The organism is Halococcus dombrowskii (genome assembly GCF_022870485.1).
GTDB classification, from domain to species: Archaea; Halobacteriota; Halobacteria; order Halobacteriales; family Halococcaceae; genus Halococcus; species Halococcus morrhuae.
In genome coordinates this window covers 1,740,826-1,761,741 of sequence record NZ_CP095005.1, presented here as the reverse complement: position 1 = coordinate 1,761,741, position 20,916 = coordinate 1,740,826, and the positions used below count along the sequence as shown (strand labels likewise).

The following is a 20,916-nucleotide window of genomic DNA, read 5'->3' as shown; positions in this document are numbered from 1 at the left end:
GCGCGGGCCGGTATCCCCACCGTTTGAGTCCCAAAATAGTATGAGCAGATATGACGCGCGATGGTCTCGCGAAAAAGAGAAAGTCCCTGCCCAAATGGGGGTTGAATGTGTTAGATATCCAGAAAATTAAGCTTATACAGTCTCACATAGTAAGATGTCACATGCCAAATGACGGCAATGAATCACAAGATACACCAAATTCAGGAATTGAATTATCAATAACTATGGATGATGGGGAACCAATTTCAGCAGAAGTATGGGAATATCCTACACTGAAAGATGATTTCATACGCCGTGCTAATGAGATTCAAGATTCTATACAAGAGTGTGACGATCACCGGGATTTCCTCAGAGAAAACCAAGATACAGTTGTGATTTTGTTTGCTATAGCCAACGAACTACTCAATGAACGAAGAGATCAATTGCTTATACAGGGGCTAATTTCAGACCATATCATAGAAGATGAGGATAAGGATGAACGAATACTGATTAGAAATTTGAGTCAAAAGCAGAAAGACGAATTACTAAGACATTACAATCTTGTCGATGATGGGAATAATGTTGCAGATGATGTTAAAGATACAATTGACTATCGAAACTGGGTAGTCCATGATCCCCCAGAACGTTATCGAATACAGGATTTGGATACTCTGTCAAAACGTATTGATACTGCGAGAGATGCAATTGCTGGAATTGCAAAATATATCAAACAAAATGAATGCTAATTAGGCCCATGACTTAGCATAGCGAAAGTCACCGGATATTTTCCTTCCAAATCTTTGGATTCCAAAATTCAGTAATATATTTGCTTTAATCTCCAGAGTGGTTTAAGTGGGTATTGGCGGTTGAGCAGAAATGGGGGTGGATGATTGTGTTAATTTTCTTCGCTTTCGGCTTCCAACGATTTGATCTCATGTATGTCTTTCATCTTTGAAGAATAGATTTGAAGGAGTTCTGAAACAGCCTCTTTCGCATTTTCTGCTTCCTGAATCACGGTGGTTTCTGCTGTTCTTTCATCCTCTTGTTTATCCATGTATTCGAGATCGAATGTTATCTGATATTCTGTCACATGGTAATTCTGTGAAGGATGGATGTTAAAGTTTGCCCCATCCTTCCCCGTCTGTGTTGTCTCACGCCGATAAGATGGCCTCTGAAGGCCGTTGCTCATCCAACGAGGGGTATGGGTCCCATCGGCATTGAATCGCTCTCACGACGCTCTCTGTTTGTTGTGACAGAGGGATAATCTAATCTTTGTTCCACTATAATACCTATCATTATAATTTAATTAAACTTAAGTGTTTGTAGTCCCTAGGTGGGGTAAGAACGAGTCTATGATCGACTGTCTGTTTGGCTATTTATCTGGGCATTCCCCCACGTCTGTAGTCGCGTTTGCAATTGGGGATTTACTACAAGAAAATGACTGTTGAAACCACCATTGGAGTCTCTGAGGACACTCGGGAGGCTCTTTTTGAACGAAAAGCATCGTCTAAAGAAAGCTATGATAAACTCCTCCGGCGATTGATGGAAGAGGCCGAGCGAAGCCCATGAATGCCGACCAAGCGGGTGCAATCCTCAAGCAAATGTTTACCGACCAAGACATGGATGAGTTTGAGGAGGGCATGGAGAGCGAAGAATTGACGAATAGTATCAAAGACAACACCGAAACTGAAGAACTATCCAAAACTATGACTGAATCTACTATCGTTTTTGACGAAGAAGCAGGCGAAATGAAGCTCAAAGAAGTTGCTGCGGACAAGGAAGAAGAACTTTCGGAGGACACGGAAGATACGGAAATTGAAGAACTCCGAAAGGTTTACGAAAACTACGAGTCCGCTGGAAGTGCGTGGGAAAAAGCTGCTGACAAGGCTCGCGGCGAACTCATGGCCGCTCTCAAGGAGGAAAAGGCCGACGTAGATGATGAGATTGACGATCTCCGGTCTTACTCTTCGGATGATGAAAAAACGGAATTGAAGCAGGAGCGCCGTAGTCTCAATTCGGAGATTGAGGAATTGGCACGATGAATCTCACCAGTCGAGAGGCCGAACTCCGAACGGCGGCATATGATGGGGTAACTGGCCCGGACAAAAGGTGTGTCAGTGATATTTTCGTCGCCGAGAGCGATGATAGCCTAATGGCTGAAGTTCATTCTTCGGCAAATAAGTTTGATAAAATGGCGGATATTGTCTCGGGTGTCCTCCGGGGTCTCTCATCGGAGGGTGAGTCTGTCCATGTTATCTATGTCGGCGGTAACAGGATGTCTAAGATTGATGCTGATAGTGATGGGTTTGAGGATATGAGTGAATGCCAACAGCGCTTGCACGTTGCTCATTCTCTTCGGCTGGGGGACAACTAATGGATTACTCCGATATTGATGTTCTAACCCCGGACGAATTTGAAGATCGCGTTACTCCCGAAAAGTCGGAATCGGATACCGACCTGCGAGACTTGTAGCAGTTTCCGCTTTTCTCATGGGTCTCGATGAACTAAAATCGAAGATTGACGAACAAGAATCCGAACCCACTCATGACGAAACAGTAGAAGTGTGTTCGATGCTCTTAGAGGAGTATGGGTTTTGGGCCGCTTACGATTGGGTGAGATACACGTTTGACGATTTCCACCCTAAAGAGACGAAACGAGAATTAGAACGGATTGCCCAAAACCGAGTTTGAGGCAAATTCTGGTGTCAGAAATTGCTCACAGAAAAATACCGAGTACCGCAATGACACGGACCGCGCGGGTTTTGCTCGTTCTCCTTACATCTTCAGACGGGAACCCATTCCGCACCTGTTCTATCCGCTTTTTATTGCCGTTTTCTCACAAAAGAACTTCAAAATCATAATTTGATTTCAGCTTTACGAATGATAAAACAGATTCCTGTCCTTCTCATGGGTATAATTCTCGGCGTAGCGATTGAGAGCCACCTTCAAGATGACCAAAGAGAGCCTGATGCACGAGTCGGACACAGAGAAATGAATTAGAGTTTCGGACTTTTCGCTAAAGAAGTGAAATTGTATTGACAAGACTTATTACGGTGGGGTGATATGGGACTAATAGGAGGTGAGGGAGTTTTCAGCCCATGTTTCTCCCCACCTTCTTCCTCAAAGACTCTCAGAGAGGCGTGAGACGATTCTTTGGTCAATAGGATGCCTACACCTTACAATTGGTTGAGTAGGCTTAGACGGCCCCCTGTGAGGCCTGTATCATCTTAGATTGCCAACGAGAGCATGGTTCGGAGTGTGCTTGGGGTCAATCGTCTATACGCTGTTTAGACTGGCTAGATAACTTTCTCGTGGTGATGAGCATGATCGGTGGCTCGCAGACGCTGCTCCTCTACGTGACCGTTTACGGGCTGATCCCGCTCATCGGGATCGGTTTCACCGTCATGGTGTCGACGGTCAAACAGGACGAGGTGGGCGACGGCTATCTCCATCCCGAGGGAGACGACGAGGACGGGGCGACGACGGGTATCGAGCGCATCAGCGATCTCGGGCTCGTCGAACGCTACACCGATTCGTACGGCGTCTTCGAGCGTATCGAGAGTCGCGAGGGGACCCATCGGACGGCGGCGCTGCTCGCCAACCCGCACCACTTCTTCCGCGACCACCCGCTGGCCGTGCTCGCGCTCACGCTACCGGCCTCGATCGTGCTGGTCGCCTTCGCGGTCGTGTCGGGGCGTGCGCCGATCTCGGTCGACGGGTTCATCGAGCACTCCATCATCGGCACCTTCCTCTGGGTGTACGTCCCGCTGTACGTGAACTGTCTGCCGGTGGCGGTGTTCTACGAGTGGAACGTCCGCACCCGCCGACATATCACGGGCAAGCTCTCGGAGAACCTTCGGAAACTGTCGAGCGCGAACAGCACGGGGCTCACGCTGCTGGAGTCACTGAACCTCGTCGCCGACACCTCCTCCGGCCGGCTCGCCGAGGAGTTTCACACGATGTATGCGAAGGTGAACTACGGGACGAACCTGACGACGGCGCTGGTCGAGTTCAACAACAAGTACCACATTCCACGGCTCTCACGCACGGTAAACGTCGTCAGCAAGGCCCAGGAGGCGTCGAGTCAGATAACGGAGGTGCTTTCGACGGCGGCGCGAGCGAGCGAAAACCAGGACGAGATCGAGCGCGAACAGCGCTCGCAGGCCCGGATGCAGATCGTCATCATCGTGATGACGTTTTTCACGCTGTTGGCGGTGATGGCAATCTTGAAGACGAACTTCCTCGACACGCTGGCGGGGCTCGACACGAGCGGTGCGGGCGGCCAGGCCGGTCTCGGGGCCAATATCGACGTGGAGCTGATGGGGATGCTGTTCTTCCACGCGGTGACGATCCAGGGGATCATGTCCGGGTTCATCGCGGGCTACATCCGCAGCGGCGACCTGCTCACGGGCGCGAAGTTCGCCGTCGTGTTGCCGACGTTCGCGCTCGCCATCTTCGCGGTGATATAACATGAAGGAGACACTCAAACGACGGCTGCAGCGGTTCGTGGACGACGAGCGCGGCGTCTCACCGGTCGTGGGGTTCGTATTGATCTTCGCGCTGGTGATGATCGTGTTCACGCTCTATCAGTCGAGCGTCGTCCCGGCACAGAACGAGGAGGTCGAGTTCGAGCACGCCCAAGCGATCGAGGGGCAGATGAGCGTGCTGAACGACGAGATCACGGATACGGTAACGTCCGGTCGAGCACGGTCGGTGACGCTCGATACCGGCGTCCAGTATCCGAGCCGAGCGTTCGCGATCAACCCGGGAGCCACGGTTGGTGATCTCAGCGTTGTCGATCCCAAACAGGGTGTCACCATCGATCTAGATGGAGACGGCTACTATAGCGGTGGCCGAAGCTTCGAGACGGCGTTCGTCTCCTACCAGCCGAGCTATAATCTGTTGCAGGAGGAGACGAGGTTCACGTCCGAGAATGGCATGTTGGTCAAGGACTACTCCACCTCGGAGAACACCGGTCTCGCGGCGGGCGGCGTGATGTTCCCGAGCGGCGAGAAAACGATCAATCTCGTTCTTCTCAACGGGAGTTACGAACGATCCGCACCCACAGCAAGCCTCACGATCACACCGCAGATCACGACCGAGACGGCAGTCGAATCCATCGGTGCTGGCAAAAACGGCACTCTCGCCGTCCCCACGTCCCTCTCGAAAACGAAATGGAACGAGCTGCTGGCCGACAGGGATTCGCAGCTCACAGGCTACACGACCAATTCGGATGGGTTCAACACGGCCACCATCAGCATCGACGCCGAAACAACCGTGCAGGTCTACAAGGGAACGGCGGGCGATCCGGAGGCGAGCGATGGCCGCTCCAATCGAGGATTGCATCTAGTCAACGAATCGCCGCTACAACCGGACGTGTCGCTCGACGAGGACGAGCATCTCAACGTCAGCGTGCGCGATCACTTCGGACAGCGTGTTTCGCCCGATACACCGATCACCGCCAGCGTTACCACTGGCAAGGGAACACTCATCTCGACGCAGCAAACGGCGAACGGAAACGGAACGGCGTCGTTCGTTTACAACCCGGACACGATGGACAGCGGGAGTACGGTGAGTGTCGACATCAGCCTCAAAGACACGAGTGAAAGCGTGACGTTTGAACTGTCGTACCCCAAATCCGGTGGATCTACCGGAAACAAGGACAGAAAGCCGCTCACGATCGAGAAACTGTCGTTCCACAACGATGGAAGACTGTCGTTCGACATCCCGAACGGTCCGGACGACATCGACGGGTTCTCCGTGCGGACGAAAAAGGATCTCGCGGAAACGAACGAAACCAGCGGTGAGCACGAGTTCGAGATCGACGATCCAGGGGACCTGGAGTACGACTCCGACGAGCCGATCCAGTTCGACGGCCAAACGTACACGTTCGAGGACGGTCCACAGCCAATCCGTGATTCGCACGCCGTTCTCGACAAAATCGGAGCAAGCAATATCTCGTCGGTCGACGTGGCCACGTCGTACGAAAACGCGGATCTCATCATCTATCTCCACCCCGAGGGCTCATCGAAACGCCCGATCTATATCAACGTGACAACGAACTGATTTTGTTTCCTGAGAAAAGCTGCCGGTTGGATTTCCCCTCAGACCGCCGACGCCGGCTCGTAACGCCAGAGCGCCGTTCCCGGTCCGGGCGGTGAGACGCCGGGAAGATCGGCCAACAGCGGGACGATGAGTGCGTCGTACCATTCTCGCGCACCGAGTCCGGCATCACGCATCGGATAGACGTTGCCCACCAGTGCGAACCGCGAGAGCGACCGGTGGGTGATGAGATACTTGTAGGCGGCGAGGACGGCGTCGTCGCGCGCCGGGGTCCGGTCAATCGGAGCGTTCCGATAGGAGAGCGACTCGACGACCGCACGTGTGTTCGCCACATGGATGGTTGACATACTCTCAGTGGGTGCGCGCTACAATAAAAGGCTCAGTCAGACGGTCGTCGGACGGTCAGCAGCGCTGTTCGCAGATGCGCTCGATGATCCGCCCGGTCGAGAGCAGCTCGTCGTCGAATTCGGGCTCGCGGCCGGAGGCGCGCGCGACCGCACAGTCGATGCCGCGTTCGGTCAGCGCGTGTTCGATGCCCGCTTCGTCGTGGTGCTGGTCGTGACCGAGCACGATGACGTCGGGATCGATGCGTTCGATCGGGACGAAGATGTCCTCCCTGTCGCCGAGCAGTGCGCTGTCGACGGGATCGAGTGCGGCGATCATGTCCCGACGCTGGCGGTCGGCGAGCACCGGCTGTTGCTTGTGGGTGACGTTTTCACGGCGGGCGATGATCACATGTAGGACGTCGCCCATCGCCGCCGCTTCGCGGAGATAGTGGAGGTGGCCCGGATGGAGAACGTCGAAGGTCCCCTGTGCGATGACCGTCGTGGCGTCGTCGCTCATCGGAGTTCCTCGTCGATGTCGGCCTGTGTGAAATCGAAGAACTCCTCGGGATCGGGGAGCGAGACGTCGAGCACGGGGAGATCGCGTTCGTCGCCCTCACGATCGAACGCGCGCCAGTCGTCGGGTCCGTAGGGTGCGCCGAGAATGATGTGTGCCTCGCCCTTGCCGAACGTGGCACGGTCCTCGGCGCTCGGTCGGAGCACGCCGTTGGGATGGGAGTGGATCGATCCGGCGGCGCGCATGTCGTTTGGCACGAGGCTCGTTTTCACCGTGGCGCTGACCGGGTTCGACTCCGTCGCGGGGATGACGAGCACGTCGGTGATCACGCTGCCGGCGTCGTCGAGATCGAGCTCGTCGGCGGGTTGGCTTCGCAGGAGACCCATATACTCGTTCGGGTGGGTCTCGGCGGCCGCCGAGCGAGCGAACTCCATGGTGTCGGCGGCGATGCCGAGTAGCTCACGTGACCGGAACAGCCCCATATGGACACACGTCGCTCGGCGTCCATCTAAGCGTTCCGGAGCGCCGACCACCGTGTTTGCCAAGCGTTAAAGTCGGTCGCGGCGAACGACTGTCAAGAATGTCTACGCCATCGCGCTCTGAGGCGACCGGGGACGACCCCGTGTACGATCTCGCTCCCGACTGTACGATCGAGGACGTCGAGGAGGGTGCGTGCTACCGGGCGACGGTCAACGGTGTCGTCGAATACGGTGTCTTCGTCGATCTCTCTGCATCGGTCTCCGGTCTCGTTCACGAATCGAACCTTGACGGGAGCTACGACGTCGGCGACGAGCTCACCGTACGCCTCGTCGACGTCAGGGAGAACGGCGATCTCGGGTTCGAATCGATCGATGCCACGGACCGCGAGACGGTCCAGGTCGACCACGAGCCCGACATCACGGCGACCGACGACCTCGCCAAGCGAGTCGGTGAGTCGATCACCGTCGAGGGCGAGCTCGTCCAGATCAAACAGACCGGCGGGCCGACCGTGTTCACGCTGCGCGACGGCGTCGGGATCGTTCCATGTGCGGCCTTCGAGGCGGCCGGCGTCCGTGCCTACCCGTCGTTTGAACTCGGCGATATCGTCAGAGTCACAGGCCGGGTCGAGCGCCGCGAGGGCGCGCTCCAGCTGGAGGTCGAATCGCTCGACGCCGTCGACGAGAGCGACGAAATCCGCGAGCGCCTCGACAGCGCGCTCGAAGAACAGGCGACGCCCCACGACGTGCAGCCGCTCGTCGACTGGCCGGCGCTCGAAACGATGCAGGACGATCTCGAAGCCGTGGCGACGCGTCTACGTCGTGCCGTGCTGGAGAACCGACCGATCCGCATCCGCCATCACGCCGACGGCGACGGGATGTGTGCCTCGATCCCCATTGCGCTCGCGCTCGAACGGTTCATCAAGGAGGTCCACGGCGATCCCTCGGCGGCGCGCCATCTGCTCAAGCGGCTGCCGAGCAAGGCCCCCTACTACGAGATGGAGGACGTCACTCGCGACCTGAACTTCGCGCTCGGCGACCGCGACCGCCACGGCCAGCAGCTTCCACTTCTGGTGATGCTCGACAACGGATCGACCGAGGAGGACGTCCCGGCCTACGAGGCGCTCGCCCAGTACGACATCCCCATTGTCGCCGTCGACCACCACCATCCCGATCCCGATGCGGTCGACGGGCTGCTCGCCGAACACGTCAACCCCTACCTCCACGGCGAGGACTACCGAGTGACGACCGGGATGCTCTGTGTCGAGCTCGCGCGCATGATCCATCCCGAGATCACCGACGAACTCACACACGTGCCGGCGGTCGCCGGTCTCACCGACCGCTCGGAGGCCGACGCGATGGCCGACTACCTCGCCCTCGCACGCGAGGCGGGCTACGACGAGGACGACCTCCAGTCGATCGGCGACGCGCTCGACTACGCGGCCCACTGGCTGCGCTACAGCGCTGGCGAATCACTCCTCACGGACGTGCTCGGCGTCGATGCCGCCGACGACTCCCGACACGACGCCCTCGTCGAGTTCTTCGCCGAACGGGCCGCACGCGACACCGACGAACAGCTCGACGCTGCCATGCCACACGTCGAGAGCGCGACTCTCGACAACGGTGCCGATCTCTACCGGATCGACGTCGAGCGTCACGCTCACCGATTCACATATCCGGCCCCCGGCAAGACCACGGGCGCGATCCACGACCGCAAAGTGGCCGACAGCGACGGGCCCGTCGTCACGGTCGGTTACGGCCCTGACTTCGCCGTGCTCCGTTCGGACGGCGTGCGCCTCGACATCCCGCAGATGGTCGAAGAGCTCGAAGCCGAGACCGACGGCGGCGTCAGCGGCGGCGGCCACCTCGTCGTCGGCTCGATCAAGTTCGTCAAGGGGATGCGCGAGGAAGTCCTCGACGCACTCGAAACGAAGATGGGTGCGGCGGAGATCGACGAGGAGCTCGGCAGCGCATCCGTCGCCGGCTTCGAGGACTGAGAGACCCGGCGAAACCCGAACAGACCCACCGGCCGACGGACCTAAGCACGTGTAGCGCCTATTTTGCATTCCATCATGAGTGTCGCACCGCTCTTCATCGAGACGAATCGGTATCGGGTGATCGAACGTGTTCGGAACGGGTGGTCCTAATGCCCTGGGGCGTTCACACCGAGTTCACCGAAGAGGAGGGCCCGGAAGTCGAGATCGACGAGGATCAGGAAGGGGTCGATCGGGGTGAGGAAGGCTCCGAACACACCGAGGCGTTCGACATCGACGACGCGATAGCGGAGCTGGACTGAACGGCAGGCCGACCTGACGAATTACTCGTCTACTCGAACTCGATGCGGCGAGCGACGACGGCAGCGAGCACCGCGACGCCGACCACTGCCGCGATCACACCCACGGGAAGCGGCGTCTCGGTCCCGGTGTCGAGGCTACGCTGCTCGCCACCGGTCCAGTCGGCCTCGAACACCTTTCCGTAGTAGTCACCGGCCGCCTCGCCGTCGAGCACGAGGGCGATCTCACGATTTTCCCTGGCGGAGTTGTTGTTCCAGTTCATGCTGCCGACCACGACCTCCTCACCGTCGATGATCACGCCCTTGGCGTGGATCTTCTCGAAGCGCGATCCCGATTCGGCGACCTTCGCTTCGAGCGAGAGGTTTCGGGCGGCGGCTCTCCCGTTCAACCACTCGGCGAGGGCGCTGTTGTCCTCCTCGGAGTACCACGCACCGCCGAGCAGGATTCGCACCCTGACGCCGCGTTCGGCCGCACGGATCGCCGCCCGGAGGAACGGCTGTTGCCGGCTACCGATGGAGGCCTGAACGACGTCGATCGACTCGTCGGCGTCGTCGAGCCGCTCGACGAGCGCGTTTTCGGCGTTGTCGGGCGCGGCGAGCAGCTGGGCGCTCTCGATGCTCACGTTCGTCGGTTCGAAGGTCGTCGGGTAGCTCTCGTTGGCTACCTCGTCGTCCTCGAACGTGCGGTTCGCGCGAAACGTGCTCCACGGGGCGGTGTCGCGCCAGTCCGCGTCCGCGTGGAACACCGCGGCGAGTCGGTCGGTGACGTCACCCTCGACGACCGCGCCCCAGCCACGGCTCGACTTCCCGCCGATACCCGACGGCTTCCAATTTTCGGTCATGACGAGCGCACGGTCGTCGACGACGGCGTATTTGGGATGGTGATAGTCGTATCGTGCCCAGTCACCGCCGATGACGTCGACCGGGATGCCCGCCCGCGTGAGTTCGTCGAGCAGTTCGGCCTGTCGCTCGCTGATGCCACCGACCGGTGCGTCGTCGACCACCATCCGCACCTCGACGCCGCGCTCTGCGGCCCGTTCGAGCGCACGCGCGGCGCGCTCGGAGGAAAAGGAGTAGCCAGCGAGCAGGATGCGCTCGTCCGCCGAATCCAGGACGTCGATCGGAACGCCCGGCGCGTCGGGCAGGACGAACGCCCGTGCCGTCGTCGCGTCGAACTGCACCGCCTCGAAGTCCGTCGCGCCGCGGTGCTCCCACGTCCAACCGTCGGCGGTTCGGTTCCAGATCTCGGCGTCGGGCGCGTCCTCGTAGGCCGTTTCGTCGACGACGCTCCCGCCGTCGGCGAGGACGAGTTCCTCGCCACCGTTGGCGAGGCTCAGCGAATCGTTTGATATCACCGTCGACGCCGAGAGGTTCGTCGCGTTCGGATCGTTCGTCACCGCAACTCGTCCCCCGACGGTCTCGTTGGGTAGCGCGATCGTCGTCTCGTTATCGCCGATCGACAAGCCCGAGAGGTTCGTCCGGTCGGGAACGTCGACGACGACGTACTCGCCCGCATCGCCGTCGGCGAGCGGGTTCGGATAGACCGTCTCGATATGTGGACCGTCGGGTTCCGCGACGGATTCGTTGTCGGCCGCCAGCACCGATCCGCTCAACGAGGCGACGACGAGAACCAGTGCGAGCACGACGGCACGAACGGACACACGCCGCGATGGTCGCGTTCGAGTATATAAACGTTCGTCTCGATGGAACGCGTCTCAGGCGGTCGTTTCGGCGGCGTCGCCGTTCTCGTCGGCCAGCGCGTGGTCGGCCTTCTCTGCCTCACTCTGGACGAGGAACGAGCGGTCGTCGGCGTGCTCGCGGGCGGCGTCGAGCGCGTTCTCGGTGCCGATCTGGTTGAGCGCCCATGCCGCGCTCGCGCGCACGGCGTTCGAGTCGTCGTCGGAGAGCACGTCGGCGAGTGGCGCGATCGCGCGCGTGTCGCCGATGAGGCCGAGCGCGCGCGCTGCGTTCGAGCGGACGGTCTCGTTGTCGGCCACGAGCCGGTCGGCGACCGCCTGTGTCGACTCCGTCGAGCCGATCTCGCCGATGGCCTTGATCGTGACTTTCTGGAGCGCCGGATCGCTCTCACCTTCGATATACTCGTGGAGAGTGTCGAGTGCGCGATCGTCGCCGATCTTCCCAAGCACCTCGATCGGCGGTTTGTTGCGCTTCTGAGCGCGCTCCTCCATCACGTCGTAGGCCTCGGGCGCGCCCATGCGCTTCAGCGACTCGATGCAGTGTTCCTCCATGAACTCCGACCCGAACATGTCGAGCCCGCGCAGGATGGGGTCGGGATCGCCCTGCTCCTCGTAGATCTTGATGGCGTTCCACTCCGGCGGGAAGTCCTTCCGGGTCTCGGGCGTGAGCACGTCGTAGAACCCCTCAACGGTGAGTTTCTCCCGCACCGAGAGATCGTCCCACTCCTCGGCATCGTCGAGCCCCGTCGTGAGCTCGTCGGCGGCCTCGATCAGTTCGGCGACGGTTTCGGCATCGTCGTCGGGATCGAGTGCTCGCTCCTCGATCACCGCGATCACATCGTCGAGCGCCGCCGCGAGCCCTTCGGATTCGTCGTTCGCGGCCGTGAATTCCTCGTCGAGCGTCTCGCCGACGGAATCCAGGAATGAGTGCACCGTGTCGGCGATCTCGTCCTCGCCCTGCTCGGTCCAGCGCGTCTCGGTGAGCGTCGATTTCGCACCCTCGATCTCCTCGACCGCGTCCTCGGCGTACGGGCCGCGCTGGTCGTCGAGCGCGTCGCGTAGTTCCGTCACGCGCGATTCGAGCTCCTCGCGCGGGTCGTCGGCGTCCTCCTCGTCTTCGTCGGGTTCGGGGAGATCCGCCGCTTCGATCTCTGCTTCGACCTCGTCGAGATCGCTTTCGACGCTATCGAGGTCGGCTTCGGTCTCGGCCTCGTCGAGTTCCGCTTCGACCTCGTCGAGATCGCTTTCGACGCTATCGAGGTCGGCTTCGGTCTCGGCCTCGTCGAGTTCCGCTTCGATCTCGTCGAGACGTTCGTCGAGCGCCTCGGGCGTCCGCGCCTCGAGTTCGCCCCCGTCCTCGTCGGCCGGCTGCTCGCCGTCGTCCGCAGGCTCGTCCCCGTCGCTCATGCTGCGGCGTTCGCCCGAATCGCCTAAGTGCGTTTCCCTTCGCCGCCCGTCGGGTAGAATCGCGGCCCGAGCACGAGATACGCGAGCGCGCAGACGAGGAGTGCGCGCGGAAAGACCCGAAAGAGAACGGTCGGCGCAACGATCGCCCCCGCCTGCACGACGCCCATGACGAGCGCGTCGCGCACGCGGAGATCGGGATAGCCGATCGGCGCGACCATCAGCCCGGCGAAGACTGCGGTCGCGCCGATGAGGACCGCCGGCGTCGCGATCCCGGCGAGCAAGCCCGCTGCCAACACCGTCGCCGCGAGCGTCGTCTGGACGCCCTCGGTCTGCCCGCGCTCGACATCGTAGGCCGTGTAGAGCCCGAGTCTGACGACACCGCTGACGACGAACAGCGCCGCGACGGCGAGCGCCAGCCATCCCGTTCCCTCCGGCGTCATTCCCCGTTCGAGGCGGACCGTCGAGACGACCAGCAGCGCGGGCGCGACACAGAACGATGCCACGTCGGCCAGCGAGTCCAGGAACTCGCCGACGGGCGTGCTGCCGACGTGCGTCGCGAGCACGCCGTCGAGTCCGTCCGCGACCGCCGCCAGCAGGACGAGTCGGGCGGCCAACGGGGGCGAGAACGGCGCGAGCGCGGCCGCGAGAAAGCCGAGGGCGGCGTTCGTCGCCGTGACGCCGTCGGCGAGGCTGAGGGCGGCGACGAACCGCGGCCGAGTAGCCATGTCAGCGCCATCGCCGACGGGCGGTTTAGGCGTTTCTGCTCGCCGTCGGACGGGCCGGTATCGCGGGGCCTATACCCCCGGCGCTCGGAGCCAAACCCATGAACCGCCGCGCGTTTCTCACCGCGACCGTGGGCGTTGCCGTCGGTCTCACCGGCTGTATCGGCTCCTCGCGCGAGCAACCCGACTACGACATCGGGATGAGTTCGAGCGACTTCCTCCCCGAGGACGACTTCGAGCCACGCGTCGGCGAGCCGGTCATCTGGCACAACACGGGCTCGCGAACCCACACCGTGACTGCCTACCAGTCACGCATCCCCGACGCGGCGACGTTCTTCGCCTCCGGCGGGTTCGACGGCGAGGGAGCCGCCCGCGAGGCGTGGAACGCGAACGGTGGCGGCGGTATCGCGAGCGGCGAAACGTACAAACACACCTTCGAGGTACCCGGGACGTACAACTACTTCTGCATTCCACACGAGCCGACGGGAATGGTCGGAAAATTTACTGTCGTCGAGTAGCTCAGACCTCGACGTCGCTCTCGTCGACGTTGACGGCGGTCGCTTCCTCTTCGGCGACCTCGTCGGGGTGGGCATCGAGCGCGAGCTTGCCGATCTCGACGCGTCGCAGCGGGTAGATCGTCCGTGCCTCGCCGTAGATGGCGCTCGACAGTCGCCCCTGCGTGACGCTGTCGGTGAGCTCCTCGAAGGTGCGCTCGCTCGCGGCCTCCTCGACGAGCTCGGTCATCTCCTTGCGGATCGCCTTCTCCTGGCTGTCGTCGGCCTTTTTCGTGGTGAAGGCCACCGGCTGGATGCGCACGCGATAGTCGTCGCTCGTGCGCACGGTGAGGTAAGCCTCGACCTTCGAGGCACCGCGGCGCACCAGGCTGCCGAGGTAATCGCGCGTGAGTTCGTGTTTCTCGAACTCGGTGTAGGCGGCGTCGCTGCCGATGTCGGTGATGCGGAAGGTGAGCTTGACGTTGTTCGCACCGGCGTCGTCGGTCAGCTCACCGAGGGTCGTTTCGATGGTGCGATCGAGCACCGCGTTCGGTTCGTCGGCGGGGGTCTCACCGAGTTCGGCCCGGTCGAAGGACTCGGGCGCGAAGACGGTGTACCACCGCTTGGTCTGCTGCTGTCGTGATACTGAACGTTCGCTCATGCTATGTCGTTGTCCGTTCTGTCGTCGTCCGCTTCGTCGTGTTCGTTCGCGATCCGTACGATTCGTTCGGCCACCGTGAGATTGACGACGTAGTCGTCGACCGTCGAGCGCAACCCACCGACCCGCTCGCGTTCGAGCGCCGTCTCGATGGTATCGCCCGCGACCGTGGTCTCCATCTCCGCCGTGTTGTCCGGTTCGAGCGCCGCCGCGACGATCCCCGCAGCTGCGGAATCCGTCCGCAGTCGTGCGCGCTTCACGCCGACGCCTCCCGAAACGCCGTGACGAACGCGTCGGCGTCCTCGAAGCGCGCGCGACCGCGCCGGGCGCTCCCGTCGCCGTCACCGCCCGCGGCCGCTGCCGCCTCGTCCATCCGTTCGCCGATGTTCACATCGTCGATCGCTGCGGCCGCGGCGCGCGTCTCCGAGACGGCGAGCGCGACCGGTTCCGGCGAGCGGAAATCACGCAGAAGGCGGGCGACCGTTGCGAGCGGTGCGTCGTCGACGCGAGCGACGAACAGGCCCCGATGGCGTTCGGTCGTCATCCCGTCGAGCGCCGCGTGCGCCCGGTTTCCATGTGTGCGCCAGGCCGCGAGCGCGGCGTCCCACACGTCGTGACCGAGCGCCAGCGCGAGGCCGACGCCGGGTCGCTCGCGGGCACACGCACGGAGCACGTCGGCGTAGCCGCCGACAGTTGCCGGCTGCTCGTCGTCGCTGTGCTCGTCGTTCCCGGTGATGGTGTAGGGCCTGAGCGCACGCGCCACCGACTCGGCGGCCCGCGGCGTCGCGTCGTCCGCGGACGCCACCGAGAGCGCGAGCAGGGAGGCGATCTCCCGGGGATCGTCCCGTCCATCGAGCGCCGCCGCGGCCGCCTCCGCGTCCCCCGAGAAGGGGGCGTGGACGAGCGTCGTGTGCGCCAACCCGTCGGCATGGTCGGCGACCGGCATCGCGACGCCGGGCCGCTGCTCGACGAGATCACGCTCGCGGGCGTCCGCGAGGGCAGTGCTCTCTTCGAAATCGGTCGGAAAGGAACCGGCGAGCGCGAGAATCGGGTCGGGATCGCCACCGAGATCGCGGGCGATCCCGATCGCTGTCTCGCTGGCCGACGGTTCCCTGGAGAGGGTGAGATCACCACCCTCGACACCGATGTGGACGGTCATCGCATCGTCGGTCGCCGCCGTGGCTCGCCCGGTGACGCGCGCCTGGAACGGGACGTCCCGTTCGGCAAGCGCACGACCGAGCAGTCCGGCCGCCGCGAGCGAGTCGGCGTCGTCGCTCGCGAGCAGTCGGACGAACGCGGCCTCGCGAAGCGCGTCGGCAACGCTGTCGGCCGCGGGCGAGTTCTCGGGGCGACCGGCGATCGCCATCTATAGGAGTTCCTCTGCGTGCTCGTAGGTGTACTCGAAGTCCGCATCGAGTTCGTCGCCGCGGTAGTAGTCGGCGAGCCGGCGGACCTTCGCCTCCGTGTTCTGGAGCGCGCGCTTATTTTGGGCGTCGTTCGGGTTCGCGGTCATGTGCTCGCGCAGTCTGACGGCCCGTTCGAGCAGGTTCCGGAAGTCCTCGGGGAGCCCCGACGCCGCGTCGTGCTCGTCGAGGATCTCGGTGACCTTCTTGTCGGTCGCCAGCTGGACGTTCGGCACCGGCGTGCCCTGAACGCCCTCGTCGCGGAGCTTGAGACCGATCTCGCTCGGGCTGTGGCCCTGTTCGGCCAGCTCGACGACGCGGTTCTCGACCGCGTCGGCGTCGACGTCGCTCCACTCCGGTGGATCGTCCGCCACGGGCTTGTCCGAATCGGACGAGCCGCGGCGTCGTGTATGCATTCGTGCCATTGTTGAGGATAGGAGTCGCACGAAACGCTACGGACACTACCGCAATCTCGGAGTCCACGTGGACGAGTCGGATTTGCGGCCGTGCTGTTCCCACTCTCAACACTTCCCGCACCGAAGTAAACCGTTTCGACTCGATGACGATGGGTTTATGAGATAGACGGCGATAGCAGGGGATGCGGGCTCGTAGATCAGTGGTAGATCATCCCCCTGGCACGGGGAAGGCCTCGGGTTCAAATCCCGACGAGTCCATCCCACCTTTTTGCACTTCGCTCGCGCGCCAGCGGCGCGCTTCGCTCAGGCAAAAATCTGGACCAAAAAGCGCGTCGGACTCCCTCCGGTCGTCCTCGCGCCCGCTCGCTCACTGCGTTCGCTCGCGGTGACGGTGGCTCGCACTACCGTTCCGGAGTGGATGATGATCGTCTCTTTGCTCGCGAAACCGCCTTCCTGCGTTCGTCGAAGCTCGTGGTCGAACTGACCCGATAGTGAATCATGGACGCTTGCATAGGACGGCCAAACGGTGAGGAGGGCGTCACCTCAATGGAACGAGTATGGGCGCAATCACCGACCTCGCGGAGAGCATCAACGACGCACGGCGTTCGATCTGGGGCGAGGCAAGCACCGTCGGCAAGATCCTGATCCTCGTGGTACTCATCGCATCGGGCATCGGCATCCCGGTCATCATCATCGCGCTCGTCGCGCAGGCGATCGCCGAATAGTCGGTCGGGCTCGTCCGGCGCGATCCACCGGTATGGGTTCTTGGCATTGATCCGACAGAGATGCTTATGTCACTGTATGTCATAGTGACTCTGGTCATGGCACAACGCGAGATCCAAGAAGAACTCACTGTCGACCAGTACACGCTCGGGTTGGTCGGCCCCGATCAGGAGTGGGCCGGTACCGTCGCCGACGGTGGCACCGTTCGTACTCACACACCGCCGGCGTGCTGGGGACCGATGATCACGCCCGACTTCCGGGGTGGCCACGAGGTGACGCGGCCGATCGCCGTCGAGAACGCCGAGGTGGGCGACGCGATCGTGCTCACGATCGAGTCAGTCGAAGTGACGAGCGTCGCGACGAGCACCGGCAGCATGCGAGAGCGCGACGAGGCCTTCGGCGACGATCCGTTCGTCGATCATCGCTGTCCCGAATGCGGCACCGAGTGGCCCGAGAGTATCGTCGAGGGCACAGGCGAAGAATCCATCAAGTGCGCCGAGTGCGGCGCGAACGCCTCCTCGTTCGGCTTCGAGTTCGGCTACACCGTAGCCTTCGACGAGGATAGGAGTGTGGGACTGACGATGGACGATGCGGCGGCCGAGGAGCTCGCCGAGAACGCCCGCGAGGCGATGGCACTCCCCGAGAACTCCCGCCAGCATCCGATCCTCCTCTACAAACCCTCTGGAATGGCCGGCACGCTCGGTCATCTCCGTCCCTTCATCGGCAACATCGGCACCACACCGCCGATCGAACTGCCGGACTCGCACAACGCCGGCGACTTCGGCCAGTTCCTCCTCGGGGCCGAGCACGATTGGGGGCTTCCGGACGATGAAGCGCTCGCGGAGCGTACGGACGGTCACATGGACGTCAACGCCGTCCGCGAGGGCGCGGTGCTCGTCTGCCCGGTGAAAGTCGACGGCGGCGGAGTCTACGTCGGCGACCTCCACGCCAATCAGGGCGATGGCGAGCTGTCGCTGCACACCACCGACGTGAGCGGGCGCACCGAACTCGGCGTCGAGGTCATCAAGGGCCTCGACATCGACGGTCCACTCTTGCTCCCGAACGAGGAGGACCTCTCGCACATCGCAACGCCCTACACCGAGATGGAACGCGAGACTGGCCGCGCGCTCGCCGACGAGCACGGCGTCGAGATGACCGAAGCAATGGGACCGATTCAGGTCATCGGCAGCGGCGAGACGATCAACGCCGCGACCGAGAACGCCTTCGACCGCGCGGGCGACCTGCTCGACATGTCCGAGGGCGAAATCCGGGGCCGATGCACCTTCACCGGTGGCGTCGAGATCGGTCGCCTGCCCGGCGTCGTGCAACTCACGATGCTCGCGCCGATGGACCGTCTCGAAGAGCGCGGCATCGGGGAACTGGTGAGAGAGCAGTACGATCTCTAACGGCGGGCATCGCTGTTCGATGGCTGCCGCGATAGGTTTTATCCGCTGGCGTGCATAGAGCCCACATGGCCGAGATCGTCTCGACACCGGAGGTGCTGGGCGGAAAGCCCAGAATCGAAGGGCGACGAATTAGCGTGCTTCACGTCGTAGACCAAATCCAGAGCGGCCGTACGCCCGAGGAAGTGACCACACAGTTCGACCTCACGCTCGGAGAGGTCCACACCGCGCTCGCGTACTATCACGAACATCCCGAGGAGATGCGTGAACTACGCAAAAAGATTGCCGAGCGCGTGCGCGAACATCGGAAGGAGGCAATTACTGGTCTTGACGAACTAGCGGTTGAGCTGTGGCTAAACAGCAAATCACAAACCAATTAAACTATTATATCACAAATCCTCTGCGATTTTTCTTATCTTCTTCAATTCACGCTTTACTTCACGTACTTCATCTTTGTTGACTAATTCTGAACTTTGTTCCTGTAAGTTCAGCACTTTCAAAACCTCAACTTGTTCCTCGTTGGTTTCTGGCCGGCCGAATGCATCGGTATACTTCGACTCAAACTCGATTATTCCTTTAGAATCCCCAATTTCATTCGTGATTTCTTCTTTGTACACTAAGTGAGAGGCTGAATCGAATGGGAGGTAGAATATATGTCTGTCTCCCGGAGCAATCAAGGGCATCTCCCAATCAACCCGATAATCGAGATGTCTGAATCCAAATTGAACAACAACATCATGTGCGGCACCATTTCCGGTGTTTTCTATCGCAAATCGAGTAAGTATACCATCCACTTTGTCTACAGTCGGTTTCAGGACTGGCTTGGTTTGATAGCTCGTCTCCTTATAATATAAATATGTGACAATAACAAGCGCAGCAGACAAAACAATCGAGGCTATGCTAGTCAGCATTTGTGCTTGTAGAGGTGTAGTGGTTGCCATGATCTGTAGGCTTCTCGGGCAGTGAAAAATCTGCCTAAGAATCAACGTCAGTAAATCGCTCGTTAGACTATAATCTATACTGAATTAATTTCCATCCTCAACGACTTCGATACCTCGGTTGTTCACCGCATCCGCATCCAGTCCGACCTCCTCCAGGAACTGCTTGTACTCGCGTTCGCATTTCTCGGCGGCCTGCTGCTGGTCGGAGGCGTGGTCACACAGGCCCAGCAGGTCTTCGGGCACGTCGTTCTCGTGGACGATCCAGTGGTTCACCAGATCGGAGAGCCGGCGAATCGGACTCGTGAAGTGGCCGTAGATGTCGAAGTTGAGCGCGTGATGGCCCCCGAACGGGTCGTTCATGTAGCGCGCACGCGGCATCACCTTCATCACGGCGAACTGGATCTTGCCGAGCTGGCGCTCGGGAGCCTCTTCGAGCGTGGCGTTGACCGCGATCCGGGGGTCGTCGCCCCACGCCTCGCCGGGGATCGAGACGCCGTCGAGCTCCTGGATCTCCTGGAGCGCCTCGTCCCACTGTTCGGGCGAGGGCTGAGGATGGACGCGGTACATCGCCTCGACACCCCGATTCCACATCAGTTCGTGCGTCACGGCTTTGTTCGCCTTCAGCATGCACTCCTCGATGATGGTGTGCGCGCGGTCGCGGCGCGGGTTCAGCACCAAGGATCCGTCGGCCTTGCGCTGTTCGTGCATGCGGTCGGCGAGTTCGAAGACTAGACTGCTCTCCTCGTGGAGATCACTGTCGGGATCGTCGAGACGCTCTTCGGCCTGCGTGTAGGTCAGGCGCTCGTCGCTGCGGATCACCGATTTGTAGATGTCGATCTCCTCGTACGTGAGCGTCTCGCGGTCCAGATGCATCTCGACGGTGTGGGCGAGTCGGTCCTCGTCGGGGACGAGCGAGCAGACCGTCTCGGCGAGCGCCGCGGGCAGCATGTGGATGGTGTAATCGGGTAGGTACACCGTGTTCGCGCGCCTAACGGCTTCGGCCCACATCTCGCTGTCGGGGTCGACGTAATGAGTGACGTCGGCGATGTGCACCCAGAGCACGTACTCGTCGTCGCGTTTCTCGATGCTCAGCGCGTCGTCGAAATCGCGCGCGTCGATCGGATCGGTCGTCCACGTCGTCAGCTCCCGGAGGTCCTCGCGTGTGTCGAGCTCGGTCTCGATGTCCCCAGCGATGTCGTCGGTGCGCTCGGCGGCCTCGTCGAGCACTGCGTCGGGGAACTCGTCGTGGACACCGAACTTCTCCAGTAGCTCTTCGCGCTTGTTTTCGAGATGGCGGGCGAGTTCGTCGTCGATCTCGACGGGCCCCTGTGCCTCGACGGTCCCGGCGGCTGCGTTGTCGCTCATAGGGTTGCTACGCGCGGGCGTCAATTAGTCGTTCTGG

General features: G+C 61.2%; 23 protein-coding genes, 1 tRNA gene and 1 pseudogene. 12 read left to right on the top strand and 13 right to left on the bottom strand.

The window, feature by feature from the left end; translation table 11 throughout:
- The first annotated feature begins 161 nt into the window (after window positions 1-161).
- The gene (locus tag MUK72_RS09200; protein WP_244699305.1) at window positions 162-725 is read left to right on the top strand and encodes a hypothetical protein; all 564 of its coding nucleotides are present in this window, start codon (window positions 162-164) and stop codon (window positions 723-725) included.
- Window positions 726-874: 149 nt separating this feature from the next.
- On the opposite strand, the gene MUK72_RS09195 is transcribed toward MUK72_RS09200, so the two are convergent.
- Entirely contained in the window at window positions 875-1,168 is a 294-nt protein-coding gene (locus MUK72_RS09195; RefSeq protein ID WP_244699303.1) for a hypothetical protein, read from the bottom strand.
- 376 nt (window positions 1,169-1,544) lie between these two features.
- Between MUK72_RS09195 and MUK72_RS09190 the strand changes: the two genes are divergently transcribed.
- The 4 genes and pseudogenes from MUK72_RS09190 (at window position 1,545) to MUK72_RS09175 (ending at window position 6,044) form a co-directional block, all read left to right on the top strand.
- A complete protein-coding gene (locus tag MUK72_RS09190) occupies window positions 1,545-2,021 on the top strand; it encodes a hypothetical protein (protein WP_244699301.1) in 477 nt (158 codons plus the stop codon).
- Window positions 2,018-2,353: a hypothetical protein gene (locus MUK72_RS09185; RefSeq protein ID WP_244699299.1), complete on the top strand. Its 336-nt coding sequence runs from the start codon at window positions 2,018-2,020 to the stop codon at window positions 2,351-2,353. The genes MUK72_RS09190 and MUK72_RS09185 overlap by 4 nt, the downstream gene beginning before the upstream one ends.
- 933 nt (window positions 2,354-3,286) lie before the next feature.
- Window positions 3,287-4,447: pseudogene (locus tag MUK72_RS09180) on the top strand (type II secretion system F family protein); the annotation flags it as partial.
- 1 nt (window position 4,448) lies between these two features.
- Entirely contained in the window at window positions 4,449-6,044 is a 1,596-nt protein-coding gene (locus tag MUK72_RS09175; RefSeq protein ID WP_244699297.1) for a DUF7289 family protein, read from the top strand.
- Window positions 6,045-6,082: 38 nt separating this feature from the next.
- On the opposite strand, the gene MUK72_RS09170 is transcribed toward MUK72_RS09175, so the two are convergent.
- Genes MUK72_RS09170 through MUK72_RS09160 form a run of 3 tightly spaced genes read right to left on the bottom strand, consistent with a single transcriptional unit; the run spans window position 6,083 to window position 7,363 of the window.
- Complete coding sequence (locus tag MUK72_RS09170) at window positions 6,083-6,388, bottom strand: hypothetical protein (protein WP_244699295.1); 306 nt, start codon at window positions 6,386-6,388, stop codon at window positions 6,083-6,085.
- Between the two features lie 55 nt (window positions 6,389-6,443).
- Window positions 6,444-6,884 carry an FAD synthase family protein gene (locus tag MUK72_RS09165; protein WP_004052158.1) on the bottom strand — a complete coding sequence of 147 codons (441 nt, stop codon included), beginning with the start codon at window positions 6,882-6,884 and terminating at the stop codon, window positions 6,444-6,446.
- On the bottom strand, window positions 6,881-7,363 hold the full coding sequence (locus MUK72_RS09160) for a JAB/MPN domain protein-containing protein (RefSeq protein WP_244699293.1): 483 nt from the start codon (window positions 7,361-7,363) through the stop codon (window positions 6,881-6,883). Before MUK72_RS09160 ends, MUK72_RS09165 begins: the two co-directional genes overlap by 4 nt.
- A 98-nt stretch (window positions 7,364-7,461) precedes the next feature.
- Between MUK72_RS09160 and han the strand changes: the two genes are divergently transcribed.
- Both han and MUK72_RS09150 read left to right on the top strand, forming a co-directional pair.
- Window positions 7,462-9,354 (top strand): Hef-associated nuclease, encoded by a 1,893-nt coding sequence (han, locus tag MUK72_RS09155; protein WP_244699290.1) that lies wholly within the window; start codon window positions 7,462-7,464, stop codon window positions 9,352-9,354.
- A gap of 149 nt (window positions 9,355-9,503) precedes the next feature.
- Window positions 9,504-9,653: a hypothetical protein gene (locus MUK72_RS09150; protein ID WP_161605862.1), complete on the top strand. Its 150-nt coding sequence runs from the start codon at window positions 9,504-9,506 to the stop codon at window positions 9,651-9,653.
- A gap of 29 nt (window positions 9,654-9,682) precedes the next feature.
- Here the strand turns inward: MUK72_RS09150 and MUK72_RS09145 are convergent, their stop codons facing one another.
- From MUK72_RS09145 to MUK72_RS09135, 3 genes are read right to left on the bottom strand one after another with little or no spacing between them, the layout of a single operon-like run.
- Complete coding sequence (locus MUK72_RS09145) at window positions 9,683-11,311, bottom strand: phospholipase D-like domain-containing protein (RefSeq protein WP_244699288.1); 1,629 nt, start codon at window positions 11,309-11,311, stop codon at window positions 9,683-9,685.
- A gap of 54 nt (window positions 11,312-11,365) precedes the next feature.
- Window positions 11,366-12,754 carry a HEAT repeat domain-containing protein gene (locus MUK72_RS09140; protein ID WP_244699286.1) on the bottom strand — a complete coding sequence of 463 codons (1,389 nt, stop codon included), beginning with the start codon at window positions 12,752-12,754 and terminating at the stop codon, window positions 11,366-11,368.
- 23 nt (window positions 12,755-12,777) lie between these two features.
- On the bottom strand, window positions 12,778-13,479 hold the full coding sequence (locus tag MUK72_RS09135; RefSeq protein WP_244699284.1) for a protein sorting system archaetidylserine synthase: 702 nt from the start codon (window positions 13,477-13,479) through the stop codon (window positions 12,778-12,780).
- Window positions 13,480-13,577: 98 nt separating this feature from the next.
- Between MUK72_RS09135 and MUK72_RS09130 the strand changes: the two genes are divergently transcribed.
- A complete protein-coding gene (locus MUK72_RS09130) occupies window positions 13,578-13,994 on the top strand; it encodes a cupredoxin domain-containing protein (RefSeq protein WP_244699282.1) in 417 nt (138 codons plus the stop codon).
- 1 nt (window position 13,995) lies between these two features.
- Here the strand turns inward: MUK72_RS09130 and MUK72_RS09125 are convergent, their stop codons facing one another.
- From MUK72_RS09125 to MUK72_RS09110, 4 genes are read right to left on the bottom strand one after another with little or no spacing between them, the layout of a single operon-like run.
- A complete protein-coding gene (locus tag MUK72_RS09125) occupies window positions 13,996-14,631 on the bottom strand; it encodes a 30S ribosomal protein S3ae (protein ID WP_244699280.1) in 636 nt (211 codons plus the stop codon).
- Window positions 14,628-14,888, bottom strand: a complete 261-nt coding sequence (locus MUK72_RS09120; RefSeq protein ID WP_244699278.1) for a KEOPS complex subunit Pcc1 — start codon at window positions 14,886-14,888, stop codon at window positions 14,628-14,630. Before MUK72_RS09120 ends, MUK72_RS09125 begins: the two co-directional genes overlap by 4 nt.
- Window positions 14,885-15,994 carry an exonuclease RecJ gene (locus MUK72_RS09115; RefSeq protein ID WP_244699276.1) on the bottom strand — a complete coding sequence of 370 codons (1,110 nt, stop codon included), beginning with the start codon at window positions 15,992-15,994 and terminating at the stop codon, window positions 14,885-14,887. Before MUK72_RS09115 ends, MUK72_RS09120 begins: the two co-directional genes overlap by 4 nt.
- Entirely contained in the window at window positions 15,995-16,456 is a 462-nt protein-coding gene (locus MUK72_RS09110) for a 30S ribosomal protein S15 (RefSeq protein ID WP_244699274.1), read from the bottom strand.
- A 177-nt stretch (window positions 16,457-16,633) separates the two neighbouring features.
- Here MUK72_RS09110 and MUK72_RS09105 point away from each other — a divergent pair.
- From MUK72_RS09105 to MUK72_RS09090, 4 genes are all read left to right on the top strand, one after another.
- Window positions 16,634-16,705 (top strand) — tRNA-Ala (locus tag MUK72_RS09105).
- A 299-nt stretch (window positions 16,706-17,004) separates the two neighbouring features.
- On the top strand, window positions 17,005-17,172 hold the full coding sequence (locus MUK72_RS09100) for a hypothetical protein (RefSeq protein WP_169316344.1): 168 nt from the start codon (window positions 17,005-17,007) through the stop codon (window positions 17,170-17,172).
- 96 nt (window positions 17,173-17,268) lie between these two features.
- Window positions 17,269-18,576, top strand: coding sequence for an acetamidase/formamidase family protein (locus tag MUK72_RS09095; RefSeq protein ID WP_244699273.1), 1,308 nt, complete (start codon window positions 17,269-17,271; stop codon window positions 18,574-18,576).
- A gap of 65 nt (window positions 18,577-18,641) precedes the next feature.
- A complete protein-coding gene (locus MUK72_RS09090; protein WP_244699271.1) occupies window positions 18,642-18,953 on the top strand; it encodes a DUF433 domain-containing protein in 312 nt (103 codons plus the stop codon).
- 9 nt (window positions 18,954-18,962) lie between these two features.
- Here MUK72_RS09090 and MUK72_RS09085 read toward each other — a convergent pair whose 3' ends face one another.
- Both MUK72_RS09085 and MUK72_RS09080 read right to left on the bottom strand, forming a co-directional pair.
- Window positions 18,963-19,514, bottom strand: a complete 552-nt coding sequence (locus MUK72_RS09085) for a hypothetical protein (protein ID WP_244699269.1) — start codon at window positions 19,512-19,514, stop codon at window positions 18,963-18,965.
- 84 nt (window positions 19,515-19,598) lie between these two features.
- Window positions 19,599-20,879, bottom strand: coding sequence for an RNB domain-containing ribonuclease (locus tag MUK72_RS09080; RefSeq protein ID WP_244699266.1), 1,281 nt, complete (start codon window positions 20,877-20,879; stop codon window positions 19,599-19,601).
- Between the last annotated feature and the right edge of the window lie 37 nt (window positions 20,880-20,916).